This is a genomic window from Pantoea sp. ACRSB (assembly GCF_022346905.1).
Taxonomy (GTDB): Bacteria; Pseudomonadota; Gammaproteobacteria; order Enterobacterales; family Enterobacteriaceae; genus Pantoea; species Pantoea piersonii.
Genome location: NZ_JAKRNL010000002.1, coordinates 259,233 through 283,142 on the forward strand (window position 1 = coordinate 259,233; position 23,910 = coordinate 283,142).

The window sequence follows — 23,910 nt, forward strand, 5'->3', positions numbered from 1 at the left end:
TGTGGGTTACATGCTGATTTTTGTGATACCGCACGACGCGCCGCTGCATGCTGACGGCTGCTGTCGTCACGCCCTGAATCTCCATAAGGCCTGAAGTCATAGCAATCGCTATGCCAGCTGCAAACGCAATCGTTTACCTTGCCAGGCCTGGCATTTTCTAAGAGAAATCTGAACCAAATGAAGGCGCGATTATGGTGCATTGCCCCGCTGCTGCGCAATCGTTTTCATCGCCTCCTTCAGGCGGCCAAAAAATTCTGCGCTAACGCACGCTTCAGCAAACTCAATGGCGATATCGCTCACGTTTCCATCGCTTGTCGGCGCGGCTCAAAACGCGCCGTGTACACTCTTGTTAACCTTTTTATAACCTTGAGGTCGAGCTGCATGAAGCCCGCCATTCTGGTTGTCGATGATGATAAAGCCGTCTGCGAACTGCTGCAGGATGTGCTGAATGAACAACAGATTAGCGTTTACTGCTGCCATTACGGTCGGGATGCGTCTGCGCTGCTGGCGCAGCATAGCGATATCGCGCTGGTGATGCTGGATATGATGCTGCCGGATACCAACGGTCTGCTGGTGCTGCAGCAGCTGCAGCGTCAGCGTCCGGACCTGCTGGTTATTATGCTGACCGGCATGGGTTCTGAAGCGGAAATGGTGGTAGGGCTGGAGATGGGCGCGGATGACTATATCGCCAAGCCTTTTAACCCGCGAGTGGTGGTGGCCAGAGCGCGCGCGGCGCTGCGGCGCGGCGGCCGTCTCACACAGCCGGAAACGGCGGAGTGCGGCTGGCGTTTTAACGGCTGGCAGCTTGATGAGGCGCGCTGTCAGTTGCTCAACCCCCAGCGCGAGTCCGTTCCGCTGACGCAGGGCGAGTATGCGCTGCTGCGCGCGCTGGTGCGTCACGCGCGCAAGGTGCTGACGCGCGATCAGCTGCTGGAGCTGACGCACAGCGAAAGCCTTGACGTGTTCGATCGCACTATCGACGTGCTGATTATGCGTCTGCGGCGCAAAATCGAAACTAACCCGCATCAGCCCAGCCTGATCCGCACCATTCGCGGCCTTGGCTATGTCTTTTCTGCCGATGTCGCGCGTCCGGAAGCGGTCCGGCTAAGCGCCTGACCAGGCGCCCCGCCGGAACCGCGTCGCCTGACGCTATTTTACCGTCCAGCCCTTGTAGCTGCCGACGTTGTTGCGATCGATCAGGGTAACCGGAATCAATACCGGTTTATCGGGCGCCGGTTTACCCTGCAGAATGTCATAGCCAATCTCCACCGCCTTCGCCGCCATTACCTGCGGATCCTGCGCAGGGGTGGCGACGAACAGCGAATTCTTACGCTTCAGCGCCTCTTCGCCATCGGGCGATCCATCGACGCCGACAATAAAGAACTCGTTGCGCTGTGCCTGTTTCGCCGCCAGATCGGCACCGATCGCCGTAGGATCGTTAATGGCGAACACCGCATCCACCTTCGGATTGGCTGACAGCAGGCCGGTCATCACCTCAAGCCCCCCTTCGCGACTCCCTTTGGCGTTCTGGTTAAATGAGAGCAGTTTGATATCGGGGTGACGTTTCAGCTCGGTCATGCAGCCCTCTACGCGGTTCTGTACGGCGGAAACCGGCGGCCCGTTAATAATCAGCACGTTGCCCTTCGCTTTCAGACGGTCGGAAATATACTTACAGGCCATCTCTCCCGCCTGGGTGTTATCCGAGGTGATAGTGGCATTGGCGCCATCGGCCGCGACGTCGACCGCCACCACCACAATCCCGGCGTCGCGGGCGCGTTTCACCGCAGGCGCGATGCCTTTAGAGTCGGCGGCGTTGAGGATAATCATGTCGACTTTCGCCGCGATAAAGTTATCGATCTGCGCCACCTGCTGGCCCAGATCGTAGCCGCTGGAGACCAGCGTTACGTTAACTTTGTCACCCGCCAGCTCGCGCGCCTTCATCTCCGCGCCTTTGGTTATCTGCACGAAAAACGGGTTGGCAAGATCGCCGACGGTGACGCCGATAGATTTGAGATCTTTCGCCTGGGCGACAGAGGCGCTGAACAGCGTTGCCGCCAGCAGCCCGGTTACGATCGGATTAAAACGCATAGACCTTCTCCTGCTGTTATTAGAATCGCCAACGGCTGAATGGCGGAGGGTAAAAAAGCGCTTATGAGACGTGGTGCCGGGTGCGGTATTTGTCGATCATCACCGCGATAATAATCACCGCGCCCTTGATCACCAGCTGCCAGAAATAGGAGACGCCCATTAGCGTCATGCCGTTGTTCAGCGTGGCGATAATCAACGCGCCGACCAGCGTGCCGGTAATGGTACCGATGCCGCCGACAAAGCTGGTGCCGCCGAGGATCACCGCAGCGATGGCGTCCAGCTCATAGCCGACGCCGAGGTTGCCGTTGGCGCTATAGAGACGCGACGCAGACATCAGCCCGCCCAGCCCGGAAAGCAGCCCGCTCATGGCGTAGACAAACACCAGCACCGCGCCGACCTTAATGCCGGTCAGCCGCGCCGCCTGCATATTGCCGCCGACCGCGTAGATATGAACGCCCAGCGTGGTGCGGCGCAGAATAAACCAGCAGAGGGCAATTACGGCGAAGGCGATAACGATCAGCCAGGGCACCGGCCCAAGGTAGCCGTTGCCTATCCATTCAAAGCTGATATCGGAGTTGATCACCGTAGTGCCGTTCGCCAGCAGATAGGCGGCGCCGCGCAGCGCCGTATAGGTGCCGAGGGTGACAATAAAGGGCGGCAGTCCGGCCCAGGCAACCAGAATACCGTTGAACAGTCCCATCACCAGACCCGCGCCCAACGCCATTGGAATCGTCATGCTGGCGAGCATCGGATCGAGCGAGGCCACCATCGCCACCACCGCCGTGGTGCCGAGCATTGAGCCGACCGACAGGTCGATCCCGCCGGTTAAAATCACAAAGGTCATACCGGCCGCCAGCACAATATTAATCGAGGCCTGGCGGGTAATATTGAGCAGATTGGCCTCGGTGAAAAAGTTCGGCGCGACAAAGCCGAACACCACCACAATCAGCACGAGGATCGGCAGGATGCCAATGGTTTGCAGCAGATCGCCCATCAGCGCCCGTTTAACGGTGGGCGGTTTGGCACGCGTGGTTTCTGTCATCGCTCTGTTCTCCTTATATGTCTGTCGGCGACGCCGTATGCGCCCCGGTGGCCAGCGTCATAATGTTTTCCTGGCTGATATGCTCTCTGTCCAGCTCGCCTGCGATGGCGCCTTCGCGCATCACGTAAACGCGGTCGCTCATGCCGACCACTTCCGGCAGCTCACTGGAGATCATCAGAATCGCCACGCCCTGCTGTGCCATCTGATTCATCATGCGGTAGATCTCGCTTTTGGCGCCGACATCGACGCCGCGCGTCGGCTCATCCAGGATCAGGATGCGCGGCCCAATCGACACCCAGCGCGAAATCAGCAGCTTCTGCTGATTACCACCCGACAGGCCGCCCGCCCGCACCTGCGCATGCGGCACGCGGATATTGAGCGTGGCGATAGCGTCGCTGGCGATCTGCTCCCCTTTGCGCCGGTTCAGCAGCCCGTAGCTGGCGTCGCGCTCCAGCGTCGCCATCACAATGTTCTCCCGCGCCGCCATCTCCAGAAAAAGCCCCTGCTCTTTGCGGTTTTCGGTGAGAAAACCGATGCCGCGAGCAATGGCGTCGCGCGGCGAGTGGATTTTTACCTCCTGCCCGTCAATCCAGATCTCGCCGCCGCTGGGTTTATGCACGCCGAAGATAAGCTGCGCCAGTTCGCTGCGCCCGGCACCCACCAGTCCGGCCAGTCCGACGATCTCGCCGGCGCGTACCGCCAGACTGCTTGGTCGCACCTTGCCGCCATCGGTCAGATGGTTGACCGCCAGTCGAATTTCGCCGAAGGGAATGGTGTGATCTTTATTAAAGAGGTCGCTGAGCGGACGGCCGACCATCATGCGCACCAGTTCGCTGGCGTTGAGGCTGTCGCGGGTCAGGCTGCCGACATACTGTCCGTCGCGCAGCACGCTGACGCGATCGGAAAGCTCATAGACCTCCGCCATCCGGTGGCTGATATAGATGATTGCCATGCCTTCCGCGCGCAGGCGCTTAATCAGCGCGAAAAGCTGTTCGGTTTCACGGTTGCTTAGTGCGGCAGTGGGTTCGTCCATGACCAGAATGCGGCTGTTGCGGTAGAGCGCGCGGGCGATCTCTACCTGCTGCTGCTCAGCGATGCTGAGGCGGCTGACGCGGTCGGTGGCTTTAAACTGCGCGCCGAGCCGGTCGATAACCTGCTGCGCCTCTTCGGCCATCTGGCGTCGGCGGATGAGGCCGCCGCGCGTGATTTCGCTGCCGAGAAAAATGTTCTCCGCTACCGTCAGGTTAGGCGCGAGGTTGATCTCCTGATAAATCAGCGTGATGCCTGCCGCCAGCGCCTCCTTTGGCCCCTTAAGGGCGTAGGGCTGGCCGTCGATCAGGATCTCGCCGCTGGTGGCGCTATAGGCGCCCGCCAGGATCTTCATCAGCGTGCTTTTGCCCGCGCCGTTCTCGCCCATCAGCGCGTGGATTTCACCGGCATAAACGGTGAGATCCACGCCTTTGAGCGCATAAAACTGGCCGAAGCGCCGCGTGATTTCGCGCATCTGCAGAATCGGTGTGGCTGTCATGGGCCGCTCCAGATAACCGTGGTTACGGCTGAGTAAAGCAACGCCAGATAAATGGAAAATGTCAGCGGCCGTTCATATTTGTCATAAACGGCGTCAGGGCGCGTCCTATACTCGCCTCAGTCACGGCGGGCGCGGAGGCGCGATATGCGGCATGAACATCCCTGGCAGGCGGGCGCGCGGGGCCGCCTGCTGCTGTTTAATCTGCTGGTGGTGTGCGTCACGCTGATGGTGAGCGTGGTCGCGATACTCGGCTTTCGCCATGCCGGGCGTATTCAGGAGCAGGCGCAGGCGCAAACCCTGAACGATATGAGCGCCAGCCTGGCGCTGGCGCGTGATACCGCCAGCGTCGCCACGGCGGCGGTACGCTTGTCGCAGGTGGTAGGCGCGCTGGAGTATCAGAGCGAATCACAGCGGCTGCAGCAGAACCAGCAGGCGCTGCAGCATTCGCTGACGCTGCTCGCCTCGGCGCCGCTCGCGACGCGTCAGACCGCGCGGGTTGCACGCATCCGCGCGCGCAGCCTGATGCTGGAGCAAACCATCACCCAGCTGCTGATTAACGGTCATCAGCGCCACCTGCAGCGCAATGCCCTGCTCAGCGGCCTGTGGCAGTCACAGCTGCTGCTGGACCATATCGATCAGCTCGCTATCCGGGTGCCGGACGGGCCAGCAGCGTCGCTGCGCGACCAGACCGAACGCCTGCTCGCGGTGGCGATCCGCACTCCCTCGCCTGGGGCGGTAGTCGATCAGCTGCAGCAGGTGATGGCGGCGTGGCAGCCCGCCTCTGGCGATGCGGTGCTGGATGAAAAAATCGCGCGTCTGATTGCGACCCAGCAGTCGCTGCGCCCGCTGGCGGACCGGCTCGCCGAGAACGATCTGGCTATCGCTTACTCAACCTACCGCATCAAGGCGCTGGTGGCGGCGCTGAACGACGATATTACCGCCTGCGTGCAGCAGGTGGCGCAGCAGAGCGAAATGCGCAGCGCGGAGACCCACCGCGAACTTAACTCGGTGATCCTGTTTATCGCGCTGTTCGCCCTGCTGGCGCTGGCGATCACCGGCTATGCCGGGGTCTATATCTACCGCAACCTCGGTTCCAGCCTGACCGCCATTGCAGAGGCGATGACCCGTCTGGCGCAGGGGGAAAAGCACGTCTCTGTGCCCGGCCTGCAGCGGCGCGACGAGCTGGGCGATCTGGCGCGCGCCTTCAACGTTTTTGCGCGCAATACCGCGTCGCTGGCGCATACCTCGCGCCTGCTGAAGGAGAAGAGCAGCCAGCTTGAGTCTACTTTTCTCGCTATGCGCGACGGCTTTGCGCTGTTCGACAACGACGGCCAGCTGGTGGTATGGAACGCTCAGTATCCGCAGCTGCTGGGGCTGCCCGACCATGCGCTGCGTCGCGGCCTGCACTATCGCCAGCTGCTGCAGCGTGCGGGCGTGGATCTGCCGCACCCGGGCGAGCCGCAGGAGGTGCGGCTGGCGGATGGCCGCACGCTGGAGCTGCGCTTCAGCCCGGTGCCGCATCGCGGTATCGTCAACACGGTGCTGGAGCGCACCGCGCGCAAGGCGCTGGAAGAGGCGCTGGTGCACAGCCAGAAAATGAAAGCGGTTGGCCAGCTTACTGGCGGCATCGCACACGATTTTAATAACCTGCTGGCGGTGATTATCGGCAGCCTGGCACTGACCCAGGGCCAGCTGCCGCCGGGGAGTCTGGCAAGCCGCGTCGAACGCGCCCGTCAGGCGGCGGATCGCGCCGCGCTGCTCACTCAGCGTCTGCTGGCCTTTTCCCGCAAGCAGGCGCTGCATCCGCGCGCCGTCTCGGTGGCGCAGCTGGTGGATGAGCTGCAAAGCCTGTTACAACACTCGCTGCTGCCCACCCAGCGTCTGGTTATTGAGGCGCAGCAGCCCGGCTGGCTCGCCTGGATTGACGCCAGCCAGCTGGAGAATGCGCTGATGAATCTGGTGGTCAACGCGCGTGACGCCATGCAGCAAAAAAGCGGCGAAATCCGCCTGCGCATCTGTAATCAAAGGCGGGAGCAAGGCGAGCGCGTGGTGATTGAGGTGGCTGACCAGGGCTGCGGCATGACGGCCGAGGTGCGGGAACAGGTATTCGAACCCTTTTTCACCACAAAAGAGACCGGCAGCGGCAGCGGGCTGGGCCTGTCGATGGTGTATGGTTTCGTGCGCCAGTCAGGCGGCCAGATAGAGATCGACACCGCCCCCGGCCAGGGAACTACCGTACGTCTGCTGCTGCCGCGCGCGCCCGAAAGCGCGGCGGCACTGACGCCGGTAAGGCCCGTCACGCCCCCGCCGCCGCGCGATAAGCTGGTGCTGGTGCTGGATGACGAACCGGCGGTGCGCCAGACGCTCTGCGAGCATCTGCATCAGCTTGGCTACGTGACGCTGGAGTGTGACAGCGGCGAAGAGGCGCTGGCGCTGCTGCGCCAGACGCCCGATATCGATCTGCTGATCAGCGACCTGATGCTGCCCGGCGCGCTGAACGGCGCCGAGGTGATCCGCCAGGCGCAGCAGCAGTGGCCGCAGCTGGCGACGCTGCTGATCAGCGGTCAGGATCTGCGCCTGCAGCCGGTCGCGCTGCCGCTGTGCGAGCGGCTGGCGAAACCCTGGCAGAGCGGGCAGCTGGCGCAGGCGCTGACGCGCGCCTGGCAACGCAGCGAGCGGCTCAGTCGCGCCCGGCAGGCTGCCAGAGCGGCACCGGTTTCCCGCTGATATAGCGCTTACGCAGCCGGCTGGAGAGCGCATCCATGATCATGACCACCGCCACGAGGATGATGGTCAGGAACATCACCACATCCCAGTTCCACAGGCGCATATTTTCGGCGTAGACCAGCCCGACGCCGCCCGCGCCGACAAACCCCAGCACAGCCGCCGAGCGGGTATTGGATTCGATCTGATAAAGGCTGAGCGCAAGGAAATGGGGGAACGACTGGGTGAAAATGCCGAAGCGATGTTTTTGCAGGCTGTTGGCGCCCACCGCCCGCAGGCCACGGCTCGGCGAACGCTCTACCGCCTCGTGCCCTTCTGAATAGAGCTTGCCCAGCAGCCCCACATCCTGCATCACAATCGCCAGCACGCCCGCCAGCGGCCCCATGCCAACGGCGCGAACGAATATCAGCCCCCATATCGCCATATCGACGCCGCGCAGCAGATCGAGCAGGCGACGCACCGCCCAGGCGATCGGACGCATCGCGCGGGCGTGCATCACGTTGCGCGCGGCAAAAAACGAGAGCGGCAGCGCGATAATCGATGCGGAAAGGGTTCCGGCAAACACGATCGCCAGGGTAATGCCGATTTGCGAGAAGTAGTAGCCGAACGGCCAGTTGAGGAAATCCTGCCAGACAAACATGCGCAGAAAATAACGGCCCAGCTGCTGCGCGCCCATCACGGCGCGGCTCCACTCAATGCCGTAAAATTCAAAGAAGAAAATATAATAAAGCAGCGCCGCGACGGCCATAAGCGCGATACGGCGCAGATAGCGCCTCTGCGCGGCGAACAGCGCCGGGTGTTCCTGCTTCAGTTTGCCGATATCCGGCGCCAGCGTAATCATGACGATCCCTCCACCACGCGGCGGCGCAGCTGGCCGGAAAAAGTATCCAGCAGCGATACCACCACAATAATCAGCAGCAGCGTGATGCTGACCTGATCGTAACGATCGAGTTTGATATTGGTCATCAGCTCCTGGCCGATGCCCCCTGCCCCTACCAGCCCCAGAATGGTCGAAGAGCGAAAGTTAATCTCCAGACGCATAAAGCTGTAGGAGAGAAAGAGTGGTTTAACCTGCGGCCAGAAGGCGAAGCGCATACGCTGCAGCTTGCTGGCGCCGCAGGCGGCCAGCCCGCGCACCGGCTTATCGGAGGCGCTTTCGATCGCCTCGTAGAAAAGTTTGGTCAGGCTGCCGATGGTATGCAGCGCCAGCGCGAGAAAGCCGGGGATAGCGCCGATGCCGAACGCCATAACAAACATCACCGCCCAGGCAAGCTCTGGCATGGTGCGCAGAAAAGCGACAGAGGCGCGAATAGCGAAGCGCAGCCCCGCCGGGGTTTTGGTATTGTCGGCGGCGAAGAAGGCCAGCACCGCGGCAATACCGACCGCCACGACGGTGGACGCCAGCGCCAGCTGCAGCGTCTCCCAGATAAGCGGCAGCTGAAAATGAAGGCGGTAGCCCCAGTAAGCGAGCGATCCTTCCGTTTTCACGCTGTCGAACAGCGTGGAAAAGTGCAGTACCGGCAGCGTTTCCCACAGGTAGTCGAAGAAGTGCGGCATCGACTCCCAGAGCGTCGTCAGGCTGAATTCCGACATCCTGCCCGCAACGAGATAGAGTGTGACCAGCACCAGCGACCAGATAAGCGTGTCGCGTTTCTGCTGGCGGCGGATGCGTTGGTAGTAGCGTTCGAAGTCAGTCAAAAGAGATTCCTGCATGAAGTGATAAAACGCAGAGACGCTTAACCCACAAGTAACCCGTCTCTCTGTCACCCGCGTCGGCTTCGGGCATCTCTTTCCGCAGGAGAGAGATGCCCGGTCAACCTTAGCCGCGCTGGCCTTTCGCCAGGTCGCGCTTCATATCGATAATATTCTGGTAGTCGGCGACCGTTGCCGGGCCGATATGCTGAGCGCCGCCGACTGCCTTCACAAAGCAGGCGTGCTGCTCTTTATCCAGCTTCTTGATGGTATCGACCACTTTCTGTTTGAAATCGGCCGGGAGTTTGTTGCTTACCAGCAGCGGGCCGTTCGGGATAAGCGGCGACTGCCAGATAATGCGGATCTGCTTCATCAGATCGGGGTGATCCATGCGGATCATGCGGCCAAAGGCGCCGGAGCTGTAGCCGCTGTTGTAGTCACCAACCAGCGAAGTCCAGGTGACCGCGCCGTCGAACTGGTTGTTCAGCACGCCGAGGATATCCTGCTCGTGGCCGCCGGAAAACGTCACGCTGGAGAAGAAGCCGTTGTACTTATCATCCACGCTGCCACCGAACGCCTTTTTAAAGGCCTGGTTCGGCATCAGGAAGCCAGAAGTGGAGTCAGGATCGGCCATGCCGAACGATTTACCCTTCAGATCTTCCAGCTTCTTATAGGGGCTGTCGTTTTTAACGATCACCACCGAGTGGTAGCCTTTCGAACCATCTTTGTCGTCAACCACAATGCCGACGATATCCACGGCTTTCGGATCCTGCAGATAGACAGAGGCGTAGGAGGCGGGCGACATGCTCAGCACCATATCAATCTTGCCGCCCAGCAGACCCTGGATAACGCCCGCATAGTCAGAGGAGTTACGCAGCTTAGTGTCTACCTTAAGCTCTTTATCAAAAAAGTCCTTCACGCACTGGTTATCGCCAATCTGCTGGGTGGCGTTCTGGCCGCCGAGAATGCCCAGATTCAGCTCTTTCGGCGCATCCGCTGCGTTCACGCCAAAGGTCATTACGCCGGTCAGTAACGCTAATAAAGTCAGTTTCATTCGAGGTTTTTCTCTTGCCGTGGGAGTTAGTGAAGCTGATTGATTTCATCGCCGTACAGCTGTTGCAGCAGGCTGTCGGTGAGGTGCGCCGGATGGCCGTCGAACAGCACCCTGCCGCGCTGAATGCCGATTACGCGCGTGCAGTAGCTTTTCACCAGTTCAACCGAGTGCAGGTTCACCATCACGCTGATACCCTGCTCGCTCACCTGGCGCAGGACATCCATGATGCGTTTGGTATTTTTAGGATCGAGCGACGCCACCGGCTCATCGGCCAGCAGGATCTTCGGGTTCTGCATCAGGGCGCGGCAAATGGCCACGCGCTGCATCTGCCCGCCCGACAGGTTCTCGGCGCGCTGCAGCGCCTGCGGCAGCATATTCATCCACTGCAGCAGTTCGATGGCGTGGGCGCGGTCGCTGTCCGAAAAGACCTTAAAAAAGGATTTCAGCGTCGAGGTCTGGCTCAGACGGCCCAGCAGCACATTGGTCAGCACGTCGAGGCGCGGCACCAGACAGAAGTCCTGGAAAATCATGCCGCATTCGCTGCGCCACTGGCGCAGCTGGCGGCTGTTGAGCGTCAGCAGGTTACGCTCGGCTTCGCCGTCACGCAGGCTGTACACTGCGCCTTCAGAGGCGTCGATCGTGCCGTTAAGCATATGCAACAGCGTCGATTTGCCTGCGCCTGAGCGGCCGATTACGGCGACCATTTCTCCCGCATGCAGATCAAAACTGATATTGTCCAGCACGCGGTTTTCGCCCCAGCTCTTGCCCAGGCCCTGCACCGACAATACTTTCTGCCCAGTCTGGCGAAGCGGCGTGCTGCTGTTGTCCACCACTGTTCTTAACAGTGCCTGTGCCATGATTCACTCCGTATTCGTTGACAAGTCGTAAGTTGACGCCTATTACGGCCCGAGGCGATGACTCTCTGATGACAGTCAGGTGATCAAACGGTGACAGGGTCGCCCGCGCCCAGCGACAGGGTAAAACCGTCGGTGGCAACCCGGACAGACTCAGGCAACGCATTGTTTGCTAACCAGTTATCCATATGGTGTGAAAGATGGTTCAGCCAGGCGCGACGCGGCGCGAGCCGGTCGATAATCGCCAGCGCGCGCGTCAGATCGTTATGGTTGCGCGCAGTGGCCGCAGGCGGATCGTTGCAGTCAATCACCAGCTCATCAATGCGCTGGCCCGAAAGAAAATCGTCGGTATCGGGCGGCAAACCGCAGGTGTCGCACAGCCAGGCGAGCCGCGCACCATGCCAGTCGAACAGGTAGCCGTGGGTCAGCTTCGAGTGCTGTAGCGGCAGCGGCGTAACCTGCAGCGCGCCGAAGAGATGCGGCACAAAGGGCGTCAGCGACGGCCGAAAATCGAGCAGGCCAGGATGCTTAAAAAGATCGTCGCAGCCCTTTTCGTCCGGCGGCCCCCAGACGGGAATCGCCTCGCCCAGCCCCCAGCGCAGCGCAAACAGCCCCTGCACGTGGTCCATGTGATAGTGCGTTAACAGAATGCGCGACAGCTCGCCGGGGGCGAAGCGTTCCGCCAGCAGCGGCAGACCGGCGTCCAGCAGGATGCGCTCGCTGCCCGCCTCAATCAGCGCGCTGCAGGGCGCGCGCCGCCGTTTAATGTCATTGCGCGCCCGCAGGCAGGCGGCGCAGTCACAGCCGAAAAGCGGCGCGGCGGTCACCCCGCCGGTGCCGAGAAAGGTCAGCTTCATGGTAGCGGCTCCAGCAGCTGGCGCAGCTGCAGCAGGGTCTGCGACAGCGCGCCGTTGTTATTCAGCAGGCGGCAGCCCGGCGGCGGCAGCTGCGCGGCGCGATCCAGCCGACGCGCAATCTCCGTCTCGCTCTCCCGCCCGCGCTGGCGCAGACGCGCCGCCAGCACCTCCGGCGATACCGTCAGGCAGAGCGGCAGCAGCCGTACGCCGTAACGCGCCTGCGCCTGCGGCAGATGCTGACGCGAGCCGTTGACCAGCACGTCATGCCCGCGCGCCAGCCAGAGATCCAGCTCCAGCCCAAGACCATAGTGCAGGCCGTGTGCCGTCCAGCGCAGGGCGAACAGCCCCTGCGCCGCGCGGCGCGCGAACTCGCTCTCGGTCAGGGCGATATGGTTCTCGCCGCCCGCATCGGCCGCGCGCGTAATATAGCGATGGGCGATCAGCAAATTGGGCGGAGGCGCTTCGCGCAGCGCGTTAAGCAGGCTGTCTTTGCCCGAGCCTGACGGCCCGATAAGCCAGATCAGGCGCGCCATTAATAGACCTGCCTGCCCTGCGTCCAGACATGACGAATATGCGGATGGCCGTGGTCAGTATGCGCCAGCACCAGATCGGCGCGACGGCCTTCGGCTATAACCCCGCGATCCTCAAGGCCGAGCGCGCGCGCCGGATTGCGCGTCACCAGCGCCACCGCCTGCGGCAGTCCCAGCGCGTTGCGCTCGTCGGCGGCGAGGCGGAACGCCGCATCCAGCAGCGACGCAGGATAGTAGTCAGAGGAGAGAATATCGAGCAGCCCTTCCGCCGCCAGCGCCCAGGCGGCGACGTTGCCGGAGTGGGAGCCGCCGCGCACGATGTTGGGCGCGCCCATCAGGATCTGCATCCCCTTCGCGCGTGAGGCGCGCGCCGCCTCCAGCGTGGTGGGGAACTCGGCGATAGCGCTGCCGACGCCGTGTGACTCCTCGACGTGCGCCTCGGTGGCGTCGTCGTGGCTGGCGATGGCGATGTTACGCGCGCGGCAGAGCGCGGCAATCGCCTGACGGTTCGGCTGCGACCACTGCGCCGCCAGCGTCAGTTGCTCATGCTCGAAGGCATCCATCTGCTGGTCGTTGAGCGCATACTTGCCCTGGTAATATTCGCGGTACTTCTCCAGCGAGGCGTACTGGCGCTGGCCCGGGGAGTGGTCCATCAGCGACACCAGCGACAGTTCCGGCGTGCTCATCAGCGCCTCGAACAGCGAGAGCGTGGCGTGGTGCGGCAGCTCGCAGCGCAGATGCAGCCGGTGTTCGGCGCGGTTCAGCCCCTTGCGGTTGCTGTCGCGGATGGCGTCGATCATTTTGCTCAGGTTGTCGAGGCGATGACCGCCGTCGCGCACGTCGCCGACGCCGATGGCATCCAGCACCGTGGTGATGCCGCTGGCGACCATCAGCGCGTCGTGGCTGCTCATCGCCGAGTGGGCAGGCCAGTCCACTTTTGGACGCGGGGCGAAGAATTTATCGAGGTTATCGGTGTGCAGCTCGACCAGACCCGGCAGCAGATACGCGCCCTCGCCGTCCAGCGCACCGGGCTGACGGCTCGGCGTTTCGCTGAAGCTGGCGATCAGGCCGTCGCGCATCTCCAGCGATCCGGTTACCAGCTCGTTTTCCAGAATCAGAGTGACATTATTGACGATCATGCTTCCGCTCCGCTGTTGATCGGTTGCATGACGTGCAGGCGATCCGCCACCCGTTCGCGCACCGCTTCATCGTGAAAAATGCCGACTATGGCCGCGCCGCGCGCGCGCGCCTGTTCAATCAGCTCCACCACCGCCGCGCTGTTGGCTTTATCCAGCGAGGCGGTCGGCTCATCCAGCAGCAGCACCGGATAGTCGGCGATAAAGCCGCGCGCGATATTGACGCGCTGCTGCTCGCCGCCGGAGAAGGTGGAAGGCGCCAGCGACCAGAGACGCTGCGGCACGTTCAGCCGCGTCAGCAGATCTCTGGCGCGCTTCTCGCAAAAGGCGCGCGCCACCCCACGCTCCAGCAGCGGCTGCATCACAATTTCCAGCGTTGGCACGCGCGGGATTACGCGCAGAAACTGGCTGACCCAGCCGAGAGTATCGCGACGCATCGCCAGGATCTGGCGCGCCGGGGCGTTCGCCATATCGACCCATTCTTCATGATGACGCAGCCAGATATGGCCGCTGTTGGCCTGATAGTTGCCGTAGAGCGCGCGCAGCAGCGTCGATTTACCGCTGCCGGAGCGGCCATGCAGCACCACCACCTCGCCCGCTGCCACCTCAAGCGAGGCGTTTTGCAAAACCGGCAGTTCAGCGCCGCCCTGATTGTGCAGCACAAAGGTTTTGCAGAGATCCTCGACGCGCAGTTGTATGTTCATGCGTTTATCCGTCATTAGTTGAGCACCGATGAAACCAGCAGCTGGGTGTAGGGATGGTGCGGATCGTCCAGCACGCGGTCGGTCAGCCCGCTTTCCACCACGCGGCCCTGCTTCATCACCAGCAGCCGGTGCGCCAGCAGGCGCGCCACGCCGAGATCGTGCGTGACGATAATCACCGCCAGGTTAAGCTCGCGCACCAGGGTGCGCAGCAGATCGAGCAGCCTCGCCTGCACCGACACGTCCAGGCCGCCGGTCGGCTCGTCCATAAACACCAGCTTCGGCTGGGTAACGAGGTTGCGGGCAATCTGCAGGCGCTGCTGCATACCGCCCGAAAAGGTGGTGGGCAGATCGTCGATGCGGTTGGGCGCGATCTCCACTTCCTGCAGCCAGCGGCTCGCCTGGGCGCGGATATCGCCATAGTGGCGGTTGCCCACCGCCATCAGCCGCTCGCCGATATTGCCGCCCGCGGTGACCTGTGCGCGCAGCCCGTCGAGCGGATGCTGATGCACTACGCCCCATTCGGTGCGCAGCAGGCGGCGACGGTCGCTCTCCGACAGCGCGTAGAGATCGCGCTGGCTGTAGAGAATGTTGCCCTGCTGCGGCGTCAGGCGCGCCGACAGGCTGCGCAGCAGCGTGGTTTTGCCGGAGCCGGATTCGCCGACGATGCCGAGCACCTCGCCGGGATAGAGATCGAAGCTCACCTCTTCGAAACCTTTGCCCGGCGCATAGAGGTGCGTCAGGTTATTGACCGCAAGCAGCGGCTGTTCACTGTGCATGTTTCTGTTCCTGCTGCTGGTGGCAAAAATCGGTGTCGGAGCAGACGAAAAGGCGCGTGCCCTGGTCATCCATCACCACCTCGTCGAGATAGCTGTGGCGCGAGCCGCACAGCGCGCAGGGTTCATCCCACTGCTGTACGGTAAAGGGGTGATCTTCAAAGTCGAGGCTCTCAACTTTGGTAAAGGGCGGCAGCGCATAAATACGCTTTTCGCGGCCTGCGCCGAACAGCTGCAGCGCGGGCATCATATGCATCTTTGGGTTATCGAATTTCGGGATCGGCGACGGATCCATAACGTAGCGATCGTTAACCTTTACCGGATAGGCGTAGGTGGTAGCGATATGCCCGTAGCGCGCGATATCTTCATAGAGCTTCACCTGCATCACGCCATACTCTTCCAGCGCGTGCATGGTGCGGGTTTCCGTTTCGCGCGGCTCGATAAAGCGCAGCGGTTCCGGGATCGGCACCTGAAAAATCAGGATTTGATCCTCCTCCAGCGGCGTCTCCGGAATGCGGTGACGCGTCTGGATCAGCGTGGCGTCGGTGGTGCGTTCGGTAATCGCCGCGCCGCTGACGCGCTGGAAAAAGCGGCGAATCGATACCGCATTGGTCGTATCGTCCGCGCCCTGGTCAATCACCTTCAGCACGTCGGCGTCGCCAATCACGCTGGCGGTGATCTGAATGCCGCCGGTGCCCCAGCCGTAGGGCATCGGCATCTCGCGCCCGGCGAACGGCACCTGATAGCCAGGAATCGCCACTGCTTTCAGAATGGCGCGGCGGATGGCGCGCTTGGTCTGCTCGTCGAGATAGCCAGGGTTATAGCCGGTCAGCTCAGCCATGATTGCGCTCCTGATGATCCTGACGCAGACGCTTCAGCAGCTCCAGCTCCGCCTGGAAATCGACGTAGTGCGGCAGTTTTAGATGGGAGACGAAGCCAGCGGCCTCGACATTGTCGGCGTGCGCCAGCACGAACTCTTCATCCTGCGCCGGGCTGGTGATACGTTCGTCATGCTCGCGGGTTTGCAGGGCGCGATCCACCAGCGCCATCGCCATCGCTTTACGCTCGGCGCGGCCGAACACCAGGCCATAGCCGCGGGTAAAGTGCGGCGCTTCTTCGCCGCGGGTGGTGAAGCCGTTAACCATCTCGCATTCAGTCAGCAGCACTTCACCGATCTCCAGCTCAAAGCCGAGCTCTTCCGGGCAGATGCTGACGCTGAGGTAGCCGGTGCGGATCTCGCCGGCGAAGGGATGGGTACGGCCATAGCCGCGCTGGGTGGAGTAGCCGAGCGCCAGCAGAAAACCTTCGTCGCCGCGCACCAGCTGTTGCAGGCGCGCCGCGCGGCTGGCCGGAAACTCCATCGGCTCGCGGGTAATATCCACAGGCTCGCTGCCGTCGTCTGTTTCCCGCGCCGCCAGCCCCTCGTCGCTCATCATGGCGAACATATGGGGGCAGCGCGCAGCCAGCGCCTCGTCGTCGCGCGGCGCGGCAGGCGCTTCGCCGTTAGCCAGCAGAGTAAAGTCGAGCAGGCGGTGGCTGTAGTCATAGGTCGGGCCGAGCACCTGTCCACCCGGCAGATCCTTATAGACCGCGGAAATACGGCGCTCCAGCCGCATCTCACCGGTCGCCAGCGGGGCGCTGTCGGCAAGCCGCGGCAGCGTGGTGCGGTAGGCGCGCAGCAGGAAGATAGCTTCCACCAGGTCACCGCTCGCCTGCTTGATCGCCAGCGCCGCCAGTTCGGGATCGTAGATGCCGCCTTCGGTCATCACGCGATCGACTGCCAGACCCAGCTGTTGCGCGACCTGATCGCAGCCCAGCTCCGCTACCTCGCGCGCGCCGCGCCGCAGATCCGCCTGTAGCTGATGGGCGTTGGCGATCGCCTTCTCGCCCCCTTTAACGGCTACGTACATCAGCACACCTCCACGTCGGTGGTGCGCGGCAGCGCCATCATCGCTTCGCCGCAGGTAAAAATCAGATCGACGCCCTGCGGGAAAGGATGCGGACGGTTGCGCAGATACTCCAGCACGCTCTCCGGCAGCTGCGGCGCGATGGCGCGCGATTCGCGCAGACCTGGCCCTGAAAGGCGTAGCGTCAGCCCGCCGTTGAGCGACGGCACCTCAATAATCAGCGTGGTGCTCTTTTCCGGCGCCAGGTTGTCGCCTGCGGCGAAATCCGCCGGACGGGGGTTGCTGCTGGCATGGCTCAGCGCGAAAGGCGCGTCGCAGCGTTCGCTCAGCGGCACGCCGGTATGGAAGCGCAGGTTGCTGCGCAGAATATCGTTATCCACCTGCGGATCGATCCACAGCGGGCTTTCCTGATCCACCAGCGTCAGCAATACCGCGGTCGCGGCGGGTGACAGCGTGCCCCAGCCCTGTGCCAGCGGCAGCGATACCATCACGCCCGGTTCGCTCATCGCTTTCAGAATGCGACGGAACGCGCGCTGCGCATCGGCCACCGGATGGTTAAAACTAGCCAGTAAAGTCATCAGTTGTCTCCGCGTACCAGCGTAAAGAAATCTACTTTTGAGCTGGCGATTTCCCGCGCGCGCAGCTGGCGCTGCTCCTCGCGCAGGGCCGCCAGCGGCGTTATCACTTTTTCCGTCAGCAGCGCATGGGTCTGCGGCTGCTGCAACAGCGCGTCAATCAGGGCGCAGCGCTCGGCGTGCGCCTTGTCGCGCCCCAGCACGTAGCTGTAGCCGAGCGTGCCATCCTCCAGCCGCACCACGGCGCGCGTGACGGTGGCGTCGCCCATCACAAAGCGCTTGCCGCTGGCGCCCATGCGCGCCATCAGGCGCGTCAGGCCGATTTCCGCCGGGCGGATCAGCGAGAAGCGCGGCGCGAGATGCAGCGCCTGCCAGTGCTCAGCCAGCGCCGACGCGCTGCTGTGCGCCAGTACCGAAAGCCACTGCTGTCGTTGCGTTAAGCTTTCCATCAATGCTCCAGAGTCAGTTCGATCATGTCGCCGCGCGTCAGGCTGACGGAATACTCCGCCAGCGCGCCGTCGCGGGTTTTGTTCAGGGTGCGCACGCAGAGCAGCGGCGCGTGCAGCGCAATCTCCAGCAAACGGCACTCCTTGGCCTGGGCGCGGCGCGTGCTGATGCGGGTCTGGCTGCGCACCAGCTGGTGGCCGCCCTGCTGTAGCAGAAAGTCGTGCAGCGAGCCGCTGCTGAAGCGCTGCAGCGACGGCCACCAGTTCAGGTCAGGCAGAAAGTGGTTAATCACGCAGACCGGCACGCCGTTAACCCGGCGCAGGGTGCGCAGATGAATAACGCTGTCGCCTTCGACAACCCCCAGCGCGCTGGCAACGTCGGCGCTGGCCGGGCGTACTACCGCCAGCAGCCGCTCGCTGGTGGGATGGCTGCCCTGCTCCATCAGGTTCTGACTGAAGCGCGCCTGCGCATGCAGCGGATAGTCATAAGGACGCATCAGCACCAGGATGCCGACGCCATGACGGCGCTGCAGCAGACCTTTATTGACCAGTTCGTCCACCGCGCGGCGCAGCGTGTGGCGGTTCACCTCATAGCGTTCGGCCAGCTGCTGTTCGGAAGGCAGATAGTCGCCGCTGCGGTAGTTCTCCCGCAGCGCCTGCTCAAGCTGCGCGGCGACGGCCTGGTAAACAGTGGTCGGATGTCTGGATATCTCCATCTTGAACAGATCCTCAACCTTGACTGAGTGGGGAAAGCAGCGGTAAGCCCGGCTGCGTGTTGGGCATTACCTTGACCTGCGCAGATGACAGGATGGTGACTGTGCAGTGACGCGACGATGAATTCGCCCGCAGCCGTGGAAACACCTGGTGGTTTGGTAAGAATTTTTAAACTTTTTTCTCAGCGAAACGGCATAGAGATTTCATTGCTTTTTCAATAACAAACTCTGAGACCAGACGCAGTGCAGCCTGAGGGATTTCTGCTAGTTTAATAACTGACACATCCTTGTTACGTGAAAAATGAAAATGATTAACAGCACCAAACTTTCCGCGGGCTTTCGCGGCAGTTTTATTCGTGAAGTGTTATTGCCTCTGGCGGCGATCCTGCTCCTGACCTTAACGGGCGCCGGGACCGGCCTTTTTCTCAGTACCTCGATCACTAATCAGAAAGCGCAGGCGCAACAGCAGCGGATGATCCAGGCCTCGTTTACGCAAAGCCTGGCGGAACATCAGCGCCAGCTGCACAGCCTGTCGCGCTGGACGCCGCTGGAAGAGCATCTTGAAGCGGTTCAGCCCGACCAGCGATGGATGGATGATAACGTTGGCCGCTGGCTCTATGAGATGTTCGGCCACCAGCTAATTATGGTGCTGGACGACGCCCGTCGGCCGGTGCAGGCGTGGCGCGACGGCGCTCTTCTGCCGTCGCCAGAGCGCGATCCCGGCGTGCAGGCGATTTTAGCCAGCGCCCTGCTGCGCGCAGACCCGCTCCAGGAGGAGGCGGACTTCGCCCGTATTGAGGGCCGCGTGGCGGCGCTGGCGATTGGTGATATTCGCCGCGATATGCAGTCGGCGCCTCGCTTCAGGCTGGTCAGCCTGAAGTTTCTCGACGACGGCTACCTCGCCTCGCTGGCGGAGCGCAGTCAGCTAAAAGGACTGAGCTTTTCCGACACCGGCGCGCCGCCCACGGCCCCGGCGCGCTTTATGCTGACGTCGCAGGCGGGAGGCGGAGTCGGCTACATTAACTGGGACCCGGCGCGGCCCGGCGCGGAGATGCTGCGCTCCGTCGGCCCTTCGACCGGCATCGCCGTACTGGTGGTGACGCTGCTCTGCCTCTATATGGTGCGCCGCCTCTGGACCTCTTCCCTTAAGCTGTCGCAGTCGATGCTGAAGCTCGGCGCCAGCGAAGCGCAGGCGCTGCATCTGGCGTTTCATGACGTGCTGACCGGCCTGCCGAACCGCGCGCTGGTAGAAGAACGCCTGACCCAGGCACTGGCGCAGGCGACGCGACAGGAGCAGCGCGTGGCGCTGATGCTGATCGACCTCGATCGTTTTAAAAATATCAATGACACCTACGGCCATCACGCGGGCGATGAGCTGATTATTGCCGTGGCCCAGCGCCTTTGCGGCCTGGTGCGCGCCAGCGATACCGTAGGACGCATCGGCGGCGACGAATTTATTCTGGTGATGCCGGAGGTTGAAAACATCGGGCAGGTGCAGGCGCTGGCGCAGCGAATTCTCGACGCGCTCAGCCAGCCTTTTCCGCTATTCGGCGGCGAGGTGTGGAGCGGTGCCAGCATCGGGCTGGTGCTGGCGCCAAAAGATGGCCTTGATCGCCAGGAACTGGTGCGCAAAGCGGATATCGCGCTCTACGAAGCCAAAAGCAGCGGGCGTGGAAAATATCGCCAGTTCGAAAGGGCAATGGATGAGTCGATCCGCACGCGGCAGAGCATTGCTGCCGACCTGCGCGCCGCGCTGCAAAGCTATCAGGGGCTGGCGGTCTGGTATCAGCCGCTGGTAGATATCGACGGCAAAAGTATGGTGGGCGTCGAAGCGCTGCTGCGCTGGGATCATCCGACGCGCGGTACCATTGCGCCAGGGGATTTTATCGCTATCGCCGAAGAGACCGGGCTGATTATTCCGCTGGGCGAGTGGGTGCTGCGCCAGGCCTGCCTGACCCAGCAGCGTTTCTCCGGCTTAATGGTGGCGGTGAACGTGTCGCCGGTACAGTTCCGCGCCACGGGATTTGTGGCGCGCATGGTTGATATCGTACGCGAAAGCGGCGGCGATCCGCAGCGTATCGAGCTGGAGATCACCGAAGGGGTGCTGATTGAAAATGAGCATGAGGCGCGCGCCATTATTATCGCGCTGCGCGACGCGGGATTCCGCATCGCGCTGGATGATTTCGGCACCGGCTACTCCAGCCTTAACTACCTCAGCACCTTTCCGGTGGATAAGATCAAGATCGACCGCTCTTTTACCCAGTCGCTGGGCGTGGCGGAAAATTCTGTGGCGATTATCGAGTCGGTGGTGAAACTGGGGCATGCGATGGGGCTGACCGTTACTGCTGAAGGGGTGGAAACGCCGGGACAGATGAGCGCGCTGGCCGACGCGGGATGCAATCAGCTGCAGGGCTATCTGTTCAGCAAGGCGGTTCCGCTTGAGCGGCTGGGCGACTGGATGAGCTAGGGAAAAGCGCGCGCTGACGGAGCGCGCTCGCACTACTATTCCGGGAAATCGGTTTCGATAGAGGTCTGCTTCCAGGCTTCGATCTGCGCCAGACGCTCTTTCAGCTTCGCCGTCACCGCATCATAGCCCCACGCGCCCATCACCAGATGACGCGGCGGATTAGCCTGTTCGGTGATGGCGATCATCGCCTGCGCGGCGCGCGCCGGATCGCCTTTCTGCGTGCCACTGTATTCCGCCGTCGCCTTCATGCGCGCCGCAGCGGTTTCCGCATACTCCGGCAGCGTGCTCGGCGTCTGATGCAGCGAACGGCCTGCCCAGTCGGTGCGGAACGGGCCTGGCTCGACGCAGGTGACGTGAATGCCGAGCGACGCGGTTTCTGCCGCCAGCGAGTCCGACCAGCCTTCAACCGCGTGTTTACTGGCGGAGTAGTAGCCGGAGCTGGCGAAGCCGATAAAGCCCGCTACCGAAGTAATATTGATGACGTGCCCGCGACGCTGCTGGCGCATGGTCGGCAGCACAGCGCGCGTCAGGGCGAAAAGGCCGAAAACGTTCGCTTCGAACTGGTCGCGGATCGCCTGGTCTTCGCCCTCTTCCACCGAGCTTTGATAGCCGTAGCCAGCGTTATTCACCAGCACGTCTATGGTGCCGAACTTTTCCAGCGCCGCATTCACCGCGCTGTTGATGCTGTCGGCACGCGTGACGTCGAGCCTTACCGCCAGCGCGTTGCTGCGGCCATCAACCAGATCGGCCACTTTGGCAGTATCGCGCGCCGTCACCACCACGTTAAAACCGCGCGCGATGGCCTGTTGCGCCAGTTCGCGGCCAAAACCTGTCGAGCATCCCGAAATAAACCACACCGGATTTTTATCTGTAGCCATGAGTGACTCCCAAATGGATTGTGGCGAATCGCCTGTGCCCCGACGCGAACGGCCAGGGGAAAGAGAGAGGCTAAGAGTAGCGGCCCGCGACGGGGCCGCTTAACGCTTTGTGCCTCTACTTTTTATGCAGCAGCTGGCTGGCGGTATCGCTGATGATCTGCGCTGCGCCGCGATCGCCTTTCGCCATTGAGCTCATAAAGGCTTTCGCCTGCTTAAAGGTGATATGCGGCGGCAATGGCGCCACCTCCGGATCGGTTTTCACCTCCAGCACAACCGGACGGTCGGCGCTCAGCGCGCGGCGCCAGGCGTCCTCCAGCTCATCCGGGTTATCCACGAAGATACCCTGCAGGCCAAGCGTTTCCGCAAACTGCGCGTAGCGCACGTCCGGCAGCTGCTGCGTCGCCTCGAAGCGCGCGTTGCCCTCCATGACGCGCTGCTCCCAGGTGACCTGATTAAGATCCTGGTTATTAAAGACGCACACGATAAGGCGCGGATCGCTCCACTGCTGCCAGTATTTCTGGATGGTGATCAGCTCCGCCATATTGTTCATCTGCATCGCGCCGTCGCCCACCAGCGCGACCACTGGCTTATCGGGATGGGCGAATTTCGCGGCAATAGCGTACGGCACCGCCGCGCCCATACAGGCCAGGCCGCCAGAGAGCGAAGCGCGCTGGCCCTGCTTGACGCGATAGTCGCGGGCGAACCAGTTGGCGCAGGAGCCGGAATCAGAGGTGACGATGGCGTTATCAGGCAGCTGCGGCGACATTTCCCACACCACGCGCTGCGGGTTAACCGGGTTGGCGGGCGCGTGGGCGCGATCTTCCATTACCTTCCACCAGTCACGCACCTGTACCGCGATCTCCTCCTGCCAGCTGCGGTCCTCTTTATGTTCCAGCAGCGGCAGCAGCGCGCGCAGGGTTTCCGCCGCATCGCCGTGCAGGTTGACTTCACAGGGGTAACGCAGGCCGAGCATCGCCGGGTCGATATCGATCTGAACCGCGCGCGCCTTGCCCTCTTCCGGCAGGAACTCGGTCCAGGGGAAGCCGCTGCCGATCATCAGCAGCGTGTCGCAGTTCTGCATCAGCTCCCACGACGGTTTGGTGCCGAGCAGGCCAATAGAGCCGGTGACGAAAGGCGCGTCGTCCGGCAGCACATCCTTACCGAGCAGCGCCTTGGCGACGCCTGCCGCCAGCACGTTAGCGGTCTGCACCACCTCCACCGCCGCGCCGCGCGCGCCTGCGCCAATCAGAATGGCGACCTTTTTACCGGCGTTAAGCACCTCGGCAGCGCGCTGCAAATCCGCCTCGTAAGGCACCACTTTAGGGCGCTGATAGCCGGGGCCGGAGTGGGTAAAGCCGTGTAGATGTTTCGGCGCTTCCCAGGGTTCGTCCTGAATATCCTTCGGCACAATCACGACCGCCACGCCGTTTTGCGCTTTGGCGATGCGCACGCCGCGATCGATCAGATGACGCACCTGCGCGGGCGCGGCGGCTTCCTGCACAAAGTTGGCTACGTCAGCGAAGACGCGATCAAGATTCATCTCCTGCTGATAGCTGGCGCCGCGCGCGGTGACTTCCGCCTGGCCGGCAATCGCCAGCACCGGCGCGTGATCCATTTTTGCGTCGTAGAGGCCGGTGAGCAGATGGGTCGCGCCCGGTCCGCCGGTTGAGAGGCAGACGCCCATCTCACCGGTAAATTTGGCGTGACCGGCCGCCATAAAGGCCGCCATCTCTTCGTGCCGCACCTGAATAAATTCAATGCCGTCGCCCTTCTCATTGGCGCGCTGGATGGCGCCGAGCACGCCGTTAATGCCGTCGCCGGGATAGCCGTAAATACGGGTTACGCCCCAGGCCTTCAGCCGCTGCACAAAGAAATCGCTGGTTTTCATGCTCATCGTTGTCGCCTCCTTGAAAATCCGTGTCAGAGATTAAGGGTAGACGAC

General features: G+C 62.4%; 22 protein-coding genes. 3 read left to right on the plus strand and 19 right to left on the minus strand.

Features of this window, described 5'->3' with window-relative positions; genetic code table 11:
• The first annotated feature begins 381 nt into the window (after nucleotides 1–381).
• Nucleotides 382–1,116: a response regulator transcription factor gene (locus MHZ89_RS07530; protein ID WP_311782487.1), complete on the plus strand. Its 735-nt coding sequence runs from the start codon at nucleotides 382–384 to the stop codon at nucleotides 1,114–1,116.
• 33 nt (nucleotides 1,117–1,149) lie between these two features.
• On the opposite strand, the gene MHZ89_RS07535 is transcribed toward MHZ89_RS07530, so the two are convergent.
• The 3 genes from MHZ89_RS07535 to MHZ89_RS07545 all read right to left on the minus strand — a co-directional run bounded on the left by MHZ89_RS07535 (nucleotide 1,150) and on the right by MHZ89_RS07545 (nucleotide 4,658).
• Nucleotides 1,150–2,088 (minus strand): ABC transporter substrate-binding protein, encoded by a 939-nt coding sequence (locus MHZ89_RS07535; protein ID WP_311782488.1) that lies wholly within the window; start codon nucleotides 2,086–2,088, stop codon nucleotides 1,150–1,152.
• A gap of 61 nt (nucleotides 2,089–2,149) precedes the next feature.
• Nucleotides 2,150–3,130, minus strand: coding sequence for an ABC transporter permease subunit (locus MHZ89_RS07540; protein WP_311782489.1), 981 nt, complete (start codon nucleotides 3,128–3,130; stop codon nucleotides 2,150–2,152).
• Between the two features lie 13 nt (nucleotides 3,131–3,143).
• On the minus strand, nucleotides 3,144–4,658 hold the full coding sequence (locus MHZ89_RS07545; protein WP_311782490.1) for a sugar ABC transporter ATP-binding protein: 1,515 nt from the start codon (nucleotides 4,656–4,658) through the stop codon (nucleotides 3,144–3,146).
• Between the two features lie 144 nt (nucleotides 4,659–4,802).
• On the opposite strand from MHZ89_RS07545, the gene MHZ89_RS07550 reads away from it, so the two are divergent.
• A complete protein-coding gene (locus MHZ89_RS07550) occupies nucleotides 4,803–7,385 on the plus strand; it encodes an ATP-binding protein (protein ID WP_311782491.1) in 2,583 nt (860 codons plus the stop codon).
• Here MHZ89_RS07550 and phnE (MHZ89_RS07555) read toward each other — a convergent pair.
• The 14 genes from phnE (MHZ89_RS07555) to phnF all read right to left on the minus strand — a co-directional run bounded on the left by phnE (MHZ89_RS07555) (nucleotide 7,339) and on the right by phnF (nucleotide 18,626).
• Nucleotides 7,339–8,223 carry a phosphonate ABC transporter, permease protein PhnE gene (phnE, locus tag MHZ89_RS07555; protein ID WP_311782492.1) on the minus strand — a complete coding sequence of 295 codons (885 nt, stop codon included), beginning with the start codon at nucleotides 8,221–8,223 and terminating at the stop codon, nucleotides 7,339–7,341. The genes MHZ89_RS07550 and phnE (MHZ89_RS07555) overlap by 47 nt on opposite strands.
• Entirely contained in the window at nucleotides 8,220–9,080 is an 861-nt protein-coding gene (phnE, locus tag MHZ89_RS07560) for a phosphonate ABC transporter, permease protein PhnE (protein ID WP_311782493.1), read from the minus strand. The genes phnE (MHZ89_RS07555) and phnE (MHZ89_RS07560) overlap by 4 nt, the downstream gene beginning before the upstream one ends.
• Before the next feature lie 121 nt (nucleotides 9,081–9,201).
• Nucleotides 9,202–10,128: a phosphonate ABC transporter substrate-binding protein gene (phnD, locus tag MHZ89_RS07565; protein ID WP_311782494.1), complete on the minus strand. Its 927-nt coding sequence runs from the start codon at nucleotides 10,126–10,128 to the stop codon at nucleotides 9,202–9,204.
• Between the two features lie 26 nt (nucleotides 10,129–10,154).
• Nucleotides 10,155–10,985: a phosphonate ABC transporter ATP-binding protein gene (gene phnC / locus MHZ89_RS07570; protein WP_311782495.1), complete on the minus strand. Its 831-nt coding sequence runs from the start codon at nucleotides 10,983–10,985 to the stop codon at nucleotides 10,155–10,157.
• Between the two features lie 83 nt (nucleotides 10,986–11,068).
• Nucleotides 11,069–11,839, minus strand: a complete 771-nt coding sequence (gene phnP, locus MHZ89_RS07575; protein ID WP_311782496.1) for a phosphonate metabolism protein PhnP — start codon at nucleotides 11,837–11,839, stop codon at nucleotides 11,069–11,071.
• Nucleotides 11,836–12,372 carry a ribose 1,5-bisphosphokinase gene (gene phnN, locus MHZ89_RS07580; protein WP_311782497.1) on the minus strand — a complete coding sequence of 179 codons (537 nt, stop codon included), beginning with the start codon at nucleotides 12,370–12,372 and terminating at the stop codon, nucleotides 11,836–11,838. Before phnN ends, phnP begins: the two co-directional genes overlap by 4 nt.
• Nucleotides 12,372–13,508, minus strand: coding sequence for an alpha-D-ribose 1-methylphosphonate 5-triphosphate diphosphatase (gene phnM / locus MHZ89_RS07585; RefSeq protein WP_311782498.1), 1,137 nt, complete (start codon nucleotides 13,506–13,508; stop codon nucleotides 12,372–12,374). The genes phnN and phnM overlap by 1 nt, the downstream gene beginning before the upstream one ends.
• Nucleotides 13,505–14,209, minus strand: coding sequence for a phosphonate C-P lyase system protein PhnL (phnL, locus tag MHZ89_RS07590; RefSeq protein ID WP_311782499.1), 705 nt, complete (start codon nucleotides 14,207–14,209; stop codon nucleotides 13,505–13,507). Before phnL ends, phnM begins: the two co-directional genes overlap by 4 nt.
• A gap of 14 nt (nucleotides 14,210–14,223) precedes the next feature.
• Nucleotides 14,224–14,985 carry a phosphonate C-P lyase system protein PhnK gene (gene phnK, locus MHZ89_RS07595; protein ID WP_120453488.1) on the minus strand — a complete coding sequence of 254 codons (762 nt, stop codon included), beginning with the start codon at nucleotides 14,983–14,985 and terminating at the stop codon, nucleotides 14,224–14,226.
• On the minus strand, nucleotides 14,975–15,823 hold the full coding sequence (locus MHZ89_RS07600; protein WP_120453486.1) for an alpha-D-ribose 1-methylphosphonate 5-phosphate C-P-lyase PhnJ: 849 nt from the start codon (nucleotides 15,821–15,823) through the stop codon (nucleotides 14,975–14,977). Before MHZ89_RS07600 ends, phnK begins: the two co-directional genes overlap by 11 nt.
• On the minus strand, nucleotides 15,816–16,892 hold the full coding sequence (locus MHZ89_RS07605; RefSeq protein ID WP_311782500.1) for a carbon-phosphorus lyase complex subunit PhnI: 1,077 nt from the start codon (nucleotides 16,890–16,892) through the stop codon (nucleotides 15,816–15,818). Before MHZ89_RS07605 ends, MHZ89_RS07600 begins: the two co-directional genes overlap by 8 nt.
• Nucleotides 16,892–17,467, minus strand: a complete 576-nt coding sequence (phnH, locus tag MHZ89_RS07610) for a phosphonate C-P lyase system protein PhnH (RefSeq protein WP_311782501.1) — start codon at nucleotides 17,465–17,467, stop codon at nucleotides 16,892–16,894. Before phnH ends, MHZ89_RS07605 begins: the two co-directional genes overlap by 1 nt.
• On the minus strand, nucleotides 17,467–17,913 hold the full coding sequence (phnG, locus tag MHZ89_RS07615) for a phosphonate C-P lyase system protein PhnG (RefSeq protein ID WP_120453474.1): 447 nt from the start codon (nucleotides 17,911–17,913) through the stop codon (nucleotides 17,467–17,469). Before phnG ends, phnH begins: the two co-directional genes overlap by 1 nt.
• Entirely contained in the window at nucleotides 17,913–18,626 is a 714-nt protein-coding gene (gene phnF, locus MHZ89_RS07620; protein WP_269950126.1) for a phosphonate metabolism transcriptional regulator PhnF, read from the minus strand. The genes phnG and phnF overlap by 1 nt, the downstream gene beginning before the upstream one ends.
• A 304-nt stretch (nucleotides 18,627–18,930) precedes the next feature.
• On the opposite strand from phnF, the gene MHZ89_RS07625 reads away from it, so the two are divergent.
• The gene (locus MHZ89_RS07625) at nucleotides 18,931–21,090 is read left to right on the plus strand and encodes an EAL domain-containing protein (RefSeq protein WP_311782502.1); all 2,160 of its coding nucleotides are present in this window, start codon (nucleotides 18,931–18,933) and stop codon (nucleotides 21,088–21,090) included.
• A gap of 35 nt (nucleotides 21,091–21,125) precedes the next feature.
• On the opposite strand, the gene MHZ89_RS07630 is transcribed toward MHZ89_RS07625, so the two are convergent.
• The gene (locus MHZ89_RS07630; protein WP_311782503.1) at nucleotides 21,126–21,968 is read right to left on the minus strand and encodes an oxidoreductase; all 843 of its coding nucleotides are present in this window, start codon (nucleotides 21,966–21,968) and stop codon (nucleotides 21,126–21,128) included.
• 115 nt (nucleotides 21,969–22,083) lie between these two features.
• On the minus strand, nucleotides 22,084–23,862 hold the full coding sequence (locus MHZ89_RS07635) for a thiamine pyrophosphate-requiring protein (RefSeq protein WP_126689898.1): 1,779 nt from the start codon (nucleotides 23,860–23,862) through the stop codon (nucleotides 22,084–22,086).
• Nucleotides 23,863–23,910: the final 48 nt, after the last annotated feature.